At 57.0% G+C, this 6,830-nt stretch carries 5 protein-coding genes; 2 read left to right on the top strand and 3 right to left on the bottom strand.

From position 1 onward, the window contains the following. The coding region (locus RPS27_RS24485) for an IS110 family transposase (protein WP_313754689.1) at nt 1-716 on the bottom strand (716 nt) is incomplete at its 3' end. Nucleotides 717-856: 140 nt separating this feature from the next. Further along, nucleotides 857-1,168 (bottom strand): transposase, encoded by a 312-nt coding sequence (locus tag RPS27_RS24480; RefSeq protein ID WP_128929916.1) that lies wholly within the window; start codon nt 1,166-1,168, stop codon nt 857-859. Between the two features lie 262 nt (nt 1,169-1,430). Here RPS27_RS24480 and RPS27_RS24475 point away from each other — a divergent pair, with 262 nt between their 5' ends. Then, nucleotides 1,431-2,405, top strand: coding sequence for a pectinesterase family protein (locus tag RPS27_RS24475; RefSeq protein WP_128930193.1), 975 nt, complete (start codon nt 1,431-1,433; stop codon nt 2,403-2,405). Nucleotides 2,406-2,618: 213 nt separating this feature from the next. On the opposite strand, the gene RPS27_RS24470 is transcribed toward RPS27_RS24475, so the two are convergent. Further along, entirely contained in the window at nt 2,619-3,728 is a 1,110-nt protein-coding gene (locus RPS27_RS24470) for a glycoside hydrolase family 28 protein (protein WP_232995663.1), read from the bottom strand. A gap of 1,642 nt (nt 3,729-5,370) precedes the next feature. On the opposite strand from RPS27_RS24470, the gene RPS27_RS24465 reads away from it, so the two are divergent. Further along, complete coding sequence (locus RPS27_RS24465) at nt 5,371-5,982, top strand: hypothetical protein (RefSeq protein ID WP_128929914.1); 612 nt, start codon at nt 5,371-5,373, stop codon at nt 5,980-5,982. Nucleotides 5,983-6,830: the final 848 nt, after the last annotated feature.

Below are 6,830 nucleotides of genomic sequence, written 5' to 3'. Positions count from 1 at the left end.
TGATAAACGTCGTAGAGCTCCAGTGATTGAGCTAACGCGAAAACATGTTCGTGGCGGTCATTGCCTACGAGCGCTGCGCGGATCGTCTCGATCGATGAGTGGCAGCGCACGTCCCGATAGGTTGCCAGGAGGTCGGGATTGCGTTCGCCTGCAACAATGGCTCGGATAATCCGCATGCCGGTCGCGCCGGTGATATCCGACACAACATGATGGAGCTGCAGGTTCATCTCCATCAGAGCCTTTTGCATATGTTGGATATGGGCGGCAGCATATTCCACGAGCCGCTCGCGCTGGCGTAGATAGGCTCGCAACGTTGCGATCTCGGCATCGGGTCGGAAGCTGCCCCGTAACAGGCCATAGGAGTGGAGCTGGCGTAACCAAGCGGCATCGCTGAGATCGGTTTTACGGCCAGGTACAATCTTGGCGTACCGCGCGTTGACCAGAATGACCTCAAACCCGCGCTGTTCTAGGATCTCGTAGACTGGGATCCAATAGACCCCAGTGGATTCCATCGCGACACTGGTCACGCCGCACATCTTGAACCAGTCCGCCAGTTCATGCAGGTCTTGCGTGAATGTGCCGAATGCACGCACTGGCTTGTCGGTGCAGGCCGGGTTTACCGCGGCCATGTGCATCTTTGATCCGATATCGATAGCGGCCGCGCCGAGGTTGACCAGCTTTAGGTCCGGGCCGCGGTCGGTTGTCCTGTTAGGCATCGCAACTCCTCCGTCCGATGATGGGCTGGAGGGTCTGGGCTATGCCAATTTGTCATCTTCCTAATCGGGATCGCCGTCGAAACGGCGTCACCACTCTCCGGCCGCTACCCTCCGAGCTAAATGATAGCACAAGGCTGTTTCTATCCCGCGCAGGCGCGCCACGACGCTGGACAGTTTTTTAAAATGTCGCGTTCCATCCGCAGCCGCTCGTTCTCCTGGCGCAGCAAGGCGAGTTCCGAAGCCTGGTCCGCCGACATCGGCGTCGCCTGCGTGGTGGGGCGCCACGCCGCCGATGCCGGCTCGCGCCGGAGCTTATCGACCCAGCGCCGCAGCACTGAGTCGCGCAGACCGAGCTCCTTGGCGACCGACCCGATCGAGCGGCCGCTCGACACCACCAATCCTGCCGCCTCGCGCTTGTACTCTTCAGTAAACGACCGTCGTGCACGTTCCATTCAACACCTCCAGGCTCAACGAGCCTACTACAGGTGTCCACTCATTCGGGAGGAAGTTCAGCTATCAACTAATGTGACGAACTTGCGTTCCAGATGACTAGCTAGTCACGTGAATCTAAAGTGCGCCACATACGCGCGGCCATGTTCGACGAGTAGCTCAGCCGGTTGGGAGAGTGGTCGCGAGCAGTGTCATTGCGCTATTCCAGGCAAGCGGATAATCAAGCCCCACCGCAAGCCAAAACAGGAGGAGATCGAGTTGAAGATGGTGTTGTGCGTCGTCGCATTAATGGCAACGATTGCGAGTGTTCGCTCAGGCGATGCCGAGCAACTGAAGGTATCGTTATCTGAAAAGGGCGCGTATAGGTCAATACAAGACGCGGTAGACGCGCTACCTCAGGCTGGTGGAAGTATAGTAGTCGCGCCGGGTACCTATCGCGGAAAGGTTAGAGTGACGAAACCCAATGTCAATATCAAGGGCGCCGGTGGTGGGCCGGATGAAGCGGTGATTGTCTACGGTGATAGCGCCGTCACTGCGGGTGGGACTGTCCGTTCCGCGACCTTAGATGCGTCGGGCGATAACTTCCGGCTCGAAAATCTGACTGTTTGGAACGACTATTCTGCCAATTCGGGCAATCCAGCATCTCAGGCAGTGGCACTTTCTGTCACCGGCGACAAGGATGTTTTTGCAAACGTCAGAATACTTGGTGCGCAAGACACATTGTTTGTCAACAAGGGGCCGAACAGGAACGCCAGTCGTCAGTTCTTCGTAAACTGCTACGTCGAAGGCCATATCGATTTTATATTTGGTAACGCCAAGGCCTACTTTAGGCAATGTGAGCTACACGGTGTTGCAAACCACGCAGTCGTCTATACCGCACAAAGCAGAGCCTTCCCGGACGAAGACAGCGCCTTTGTGTTTGATCATTGCACGCTGACAGCCGACAAGGGCGCGCGCGACATTGCTCTTGGGCGTCCATGGCGTCCCTATGCTGCGGTGATCTTCTTATCGTCGCAGATTAATGCGCCGGTCATGGCTGAGGGGTGGGTGGAATGGGACCCGGGCAAGAGCCGCCGCTTAATGAACGCCTACTATGCTGAATACAGATCCTCCGGTACTGGTGCCGATCCTAGAGGAAGAGAAAGATATGCGCGCCAGCTAAGCGATCGGGAGGCAATGCAATGGTCGCTCCAGACATTCTTCTCGCACGATACGAGCTGGATCCCGCAAGCGCGATAGAACGCAGCGGGAGTGCCCGCAATAGCAGCGCGCCGGTGCCGATTAGCGACAGGCCTGCAGACGGGCTGTCTTGGCGGGCCCGAATTGGGACCATCTGTGTGGGAGCGTGAGTATCAGGAAGCACTGGTGCGAGTTGCGTACCAAGCACGGCGGGTACGAAGCTGACCGCAACCATGCAATCCGGCTTTTACACCGGCCAATCCTTTGTGATCGTCAGCGATCGATTGGAGCTGCGGCCCGAGGGTCGCGCTCAATGCCACCGTTTTTGCTACTGGTGGCTTCAGGGAACGGGCGGAAGGCAACTACGCACGGGTTCGATGCGCCGTAATGTGGAGTAGCGGCGGCACCTGGCGGAGATGGAAATACATTGACCGCGGTCACTGTTGCATTCTCCACTTGCCAAGTTGCGCGGGGAGAAAAGCGCACATCTTCCATCGCAATATCGAGCGGATGCTGTTGATCAAAGCCTCGCATTACGAGCGTACCATCAGTCCCATAGACGTGCCTTAGGACGATCTGTTGATAAAGTGGCAAGTTATTGCCAGCGAAGGGGCCGTAGCGCGTGTCGAAGTGTATGGGCCATTTGTTATTTCTCATACATATATTCTCGTAATTAACCCGCTCAACTAAGCCGCCTCGGCTGGGATCGCTTTTAATGCGCAGACCAAATGTCGTGCCGTCCAAGGTCAGGTTGCGAACCAGCACGTCACTGACACCGGAATTCAGTTCGCTACCAATCGACATGCCGTGCCCCCAGCCGAATTGGTTGTCTAAAATGGAAATGTGGCGTGCAGGGCCGCTTGTGCCAGCCTTGATCGCGATATTGTCGTCTCCGGTGCGGATAAAGGAGTGGATTATCGTCACATCCTCGCTTGCGGCTGGGTCTATTCCGTCGGTATTGCGGGCATCAGCGGGTGTATCAATGATGACCGCCCAGATGGTAGCACGTTCCACGTGGCTCATCGCAATGTGAAAGTTTGCTGCGTTGCGCAAGGTGATGCCATGAACAGAGACGTCCTCAGCACGGTCCATTTGGATCAATCGAGGCGCGTTTTGTTTTGCGCCCTCACTTTGTGCACGACGGGCCAGTTGCCACCAAGTCTCAGCCGTGCCCGCCATCAAGGTCCCGCCTCCGCCGTCTATTGTACCGTATCCATAGAGACCGCCGCCTTTAGTCTTCGTGAAACTGATGAGGGGCCGACAGCCATCACCGCTCCGATCGATGTGGCCACAGCTTCCCGAGCTCTTTTGGTATGCTTTTGGGTCGGCTACAGCCGTCAGTATCGCGCCCCCAGCGAGCCACAGTGTTGTGCCGGACTTCATTTCGATTGGACCCGAAAGGAACGGCCCTGGGCCTAGATATACGGCGGCGCTTGGGACGCAATGGTCTATGGCGGCTTGCAATCTGGCAGTGTCATTTCCACCTGACGGGTCTAGGCGCGCGCATACCCCTTTAGGCGCGGCCGGTTCGCGAACATTGCGGCGATCCTTTGCCTGAGACGCGGCGGAAAGCAGCCCGACCGCAAGTATGAAAACTGCGGCTAGGTAGCGGAAACGGGCGGCCATTGCCACTCCATTGGTTTCATAGGCAGGCAAGTGCGGGCGGTCGCTACGGCTGTGCAAGTCTCGTAACCTGTAGATGCGGGTGCAATTGCCGCGTGGTGAAACGGATGGCCATCCGGCGGAAGTGCGCTGGTGGAAAGCGACGACCGCAGACGTCTCCCTATTCCCGGAGTCGAACGAAATCGCTGGCGGGTCATTTAGCCATCCGAATGTACTGCTACGTCCGCATACTATGACCGTATTTGCCTTTGTCTTCCGGTCTGCCCGTCGCAGTCACCCGGAGGGTACGACCTATTTACGCAATTGGCTTGCATCGAAGTCCCTCAAGTGACCGATCAGAAAACAGCTGGGTCGCGCCCCGCGCAGCTTGTCGAATGCCCGTCTCGCGTATGCGCGTTTGTCCGAGCTTAGTAAAATTGAGTGTTTGGATGGGGCCCATTTAAATGATGGATCGTAGCCACTTTGGCTTTTGAGGCGATGATCGGAGGGGCGATCCGATGGTGGAATGGAGCCGGGCGGGAATGTAGCAGTCACGAACGAACGCGGAGATATACACGCGGTGCATCGGCACGAGTCTCCTCCTGACGATCGTGAACGAGCTCGGCAGGGTGGTGGACAAGCTCTCCATCAAAGCATTGTAGAAGCAGTCGCCCTTGTGGCGCGTCGATCGGGTACAGCCCGCAGCCGCAGGGCTCCGCACGCGATATGTGGAACGTACTGCTCGCTCCGACCTCAATCATGGATCAGTCCGTCAGAGGCTGCTGGCGGATCGTCGTTATCACAGCACAGGGGAGTTAGCCCGCATGTGATAGCACATGGGCCGATCGACCATCTTGCGGCCGAACCGGTCGGTGATGGCGGCGCGATACAGCCGGCACTCGACAGGCGGGATATAGGTGATGTCAGCCAGCCAGAGCCGGTGTGGAGCTGTGGTGGTGAAGTCGAGCGCGATCAGGTTCGGAGCGATCGAGAGATCGTGACGAGTTACGTTGGCGCGGACAGGAGGTTACGGCCCTAATCGCTCGAATGCGATTGCGGCGGATCAGAGCTACGGCCAGCGCCGCTCCCTGCGTCCGTAGAGCGCCTTGGACCAAACACTGCATAGCGCTGGCCATGCTCGCAATGCTGCACCACCATTTGTTCTGCCATATTTGCAAAAAGCGTGTCTTGGGGGAAAGGCAGACGCGAGCGGGTGGGAGGAGGCGTTCGCTGCATGGCCTCGATGTCAGTGCGGCCGACCAATTCAGAATATGAATGCGCTCTATCAGAACAATCGATTTCACTGATGTCGATCAAGCCTGGTACTCAGGTCGCAGGGGCCGCATGGCGTGCGTTATACGCTGACTAGCCGTTTCACTCACGGCGCGCGTCCTGGTACAGAACCATATAACGGGTGGACGTGATGATGATGATGAACAGTACCAGAAACTCGACCTCGGCGGAACAAATCAGCATGGGAGATCAGGCCTTAACGTTGTGGTTGCCGAAACTGAGGCACTATCTGTCGTGGTGGCGACTGTTTACAAGCCCCTTACCTTCCCGGCGGCCCCACCTCGAATCGCTTGCTGACCCGCCTGATGCGGCTGACCCGAGCGATTCTCAGGAACGTCTCAGGCAAAATATCGAAGCGCAAGTTGCGGAGATTGGCAGGTTAGTGGGCGGAGGTGAAGCGCCAGGCGAAGCAACCCGCCATCTCACTGAGTTGACAAATCAACTCATACTCGCGCAGCTCGGGATTGTTTCCAAAGTCAAATGCGTCACTACTGAGGCGACGGATCGCTTCGCTAACCGTGCTCCGGTAGAAATGAGCGACATCTATGAGCCGGAAAGGCTCTTGAGATTGGGCCATCTTTTTGACAAAGCGGTATCGGCGTTAACTCCGAGTTTGCGGACGCAATGCCATAGAACAGATATAGCTAAACTTATCCTCGGCCGGACATCTGAAACCAAAGTCGAGTTTAATCGTTTCATCAAGTGCGTCGCTGCGATTGCTGCCGCCGCCGAAGAGATGTGACTGTACCTAACATCGTTTCCGAAGTAGCGCAGCCGCGATTGCTCGCGTTGTGAGGAGATGCCGATGTGCTCGGCTTTGACGTTTTCTGTTAGTCGACTGGGCAGGGCGGGTTGCAATCGCATAGTGTCGTAGCGGGCAGACAACCTTTCTGCGCTCCGGTGCTGCGCATGTTGGATCGCCGCCTCCTCCCTGGCTCTCTGGAGAATCGCTTCAGAGCGGACGGCCGTACGCCCGCTCATGGTCTATGGATCGGAAACCTCGCAGTATTGCCATCAGGAGAGAAGCAAGCGGAGAGCAAAAAAAATAAATATCCATGTCGCAAGGCAGTACAGTGCGGCGAAGCGCCATACTCCCGCTCTGAATCGGCGGCGCCAATTCACAAGTTGCGGCGCGCAACCGCTGAAGCGACGGCCGCGGACAACCTCGATCATCTCTCGATAGCTGTCAAAAGCAAAATACGAGCGATTGTTTCGAATGTACGTTATCCGCTCTTGAGGGGAAAGGCACAATTGCCAGACGTACTGCGCCTCCTCGCGCACACTGTCAGAACGTGGCTCGTGCCCACCTGAGTTGTAAGCACGCCGATCAATGGAGAGTGGCGATGGAAGTTGACGCGATCGCGTGCTCCCGATGAACGTGAATTTCTGCTGAAGCATCGAAGTGTCCCTTTCGCAATTCGGCGAATGATGCGTACAACGTGACGTAACGAGAGAATCAAGAAGATCCTGCGCAGATCCAACGGATCAGCTGTGCGCTCTGTCCACGACCCGCGCCGATCTAAGTGTAGGTCCGAGCGAAAGGGCATTGCGAAAAGCGGGCGCTATAGTCAGGCCAACGTGGCCGGTGCT

Origin of the sequence: Bradyrhizobium sp. WYCCWR 12699, assembly GCF_032144035.1 — a bacterium.
Classification (GTDB): Bacteria; Pseudomonadota; Alphaproteobacteria; order Rhizobiales; family Xanthobacteraceae; genus Bradyrhizobium.
Note: the sequence above shows the minus strand (reverse complement) of the source record. Positions and strands in the feature narration are given on the sequence as shown.

Bases quoted from the DNA above. Each gene is read 5' to 3' on its own strand.
- RPS27_RS24480 (WP_128929916.1), bottom strand. From the start codon at position 1,168: ATGGAACGTGCACGACGGTCGTTTACTGAAGAGTACAAGCGCGAGGCG.
- RPS27_RS24475 (WP_128930193.1), top strand. From the start codon at position 1,431: ATGGTGTTGTGCGTCGTCGCATTAATGGCAACGATTGCGAGTGTTCGC.
- RPS27_RS24470 (WP_232995663.1), bottom strand. From the start codon at position 3,728: ATGAAGTCCGGCACAACACTGTGGCTCGCTGGGGGCGCGATACTGACG.
- RPS27_RS24465 (WP_128929914.1), top strand. From the start codon at position 5,371: ATGATGATGATGAACAGTACCAGAAACTCGACCTCGGCGGAACAAATC.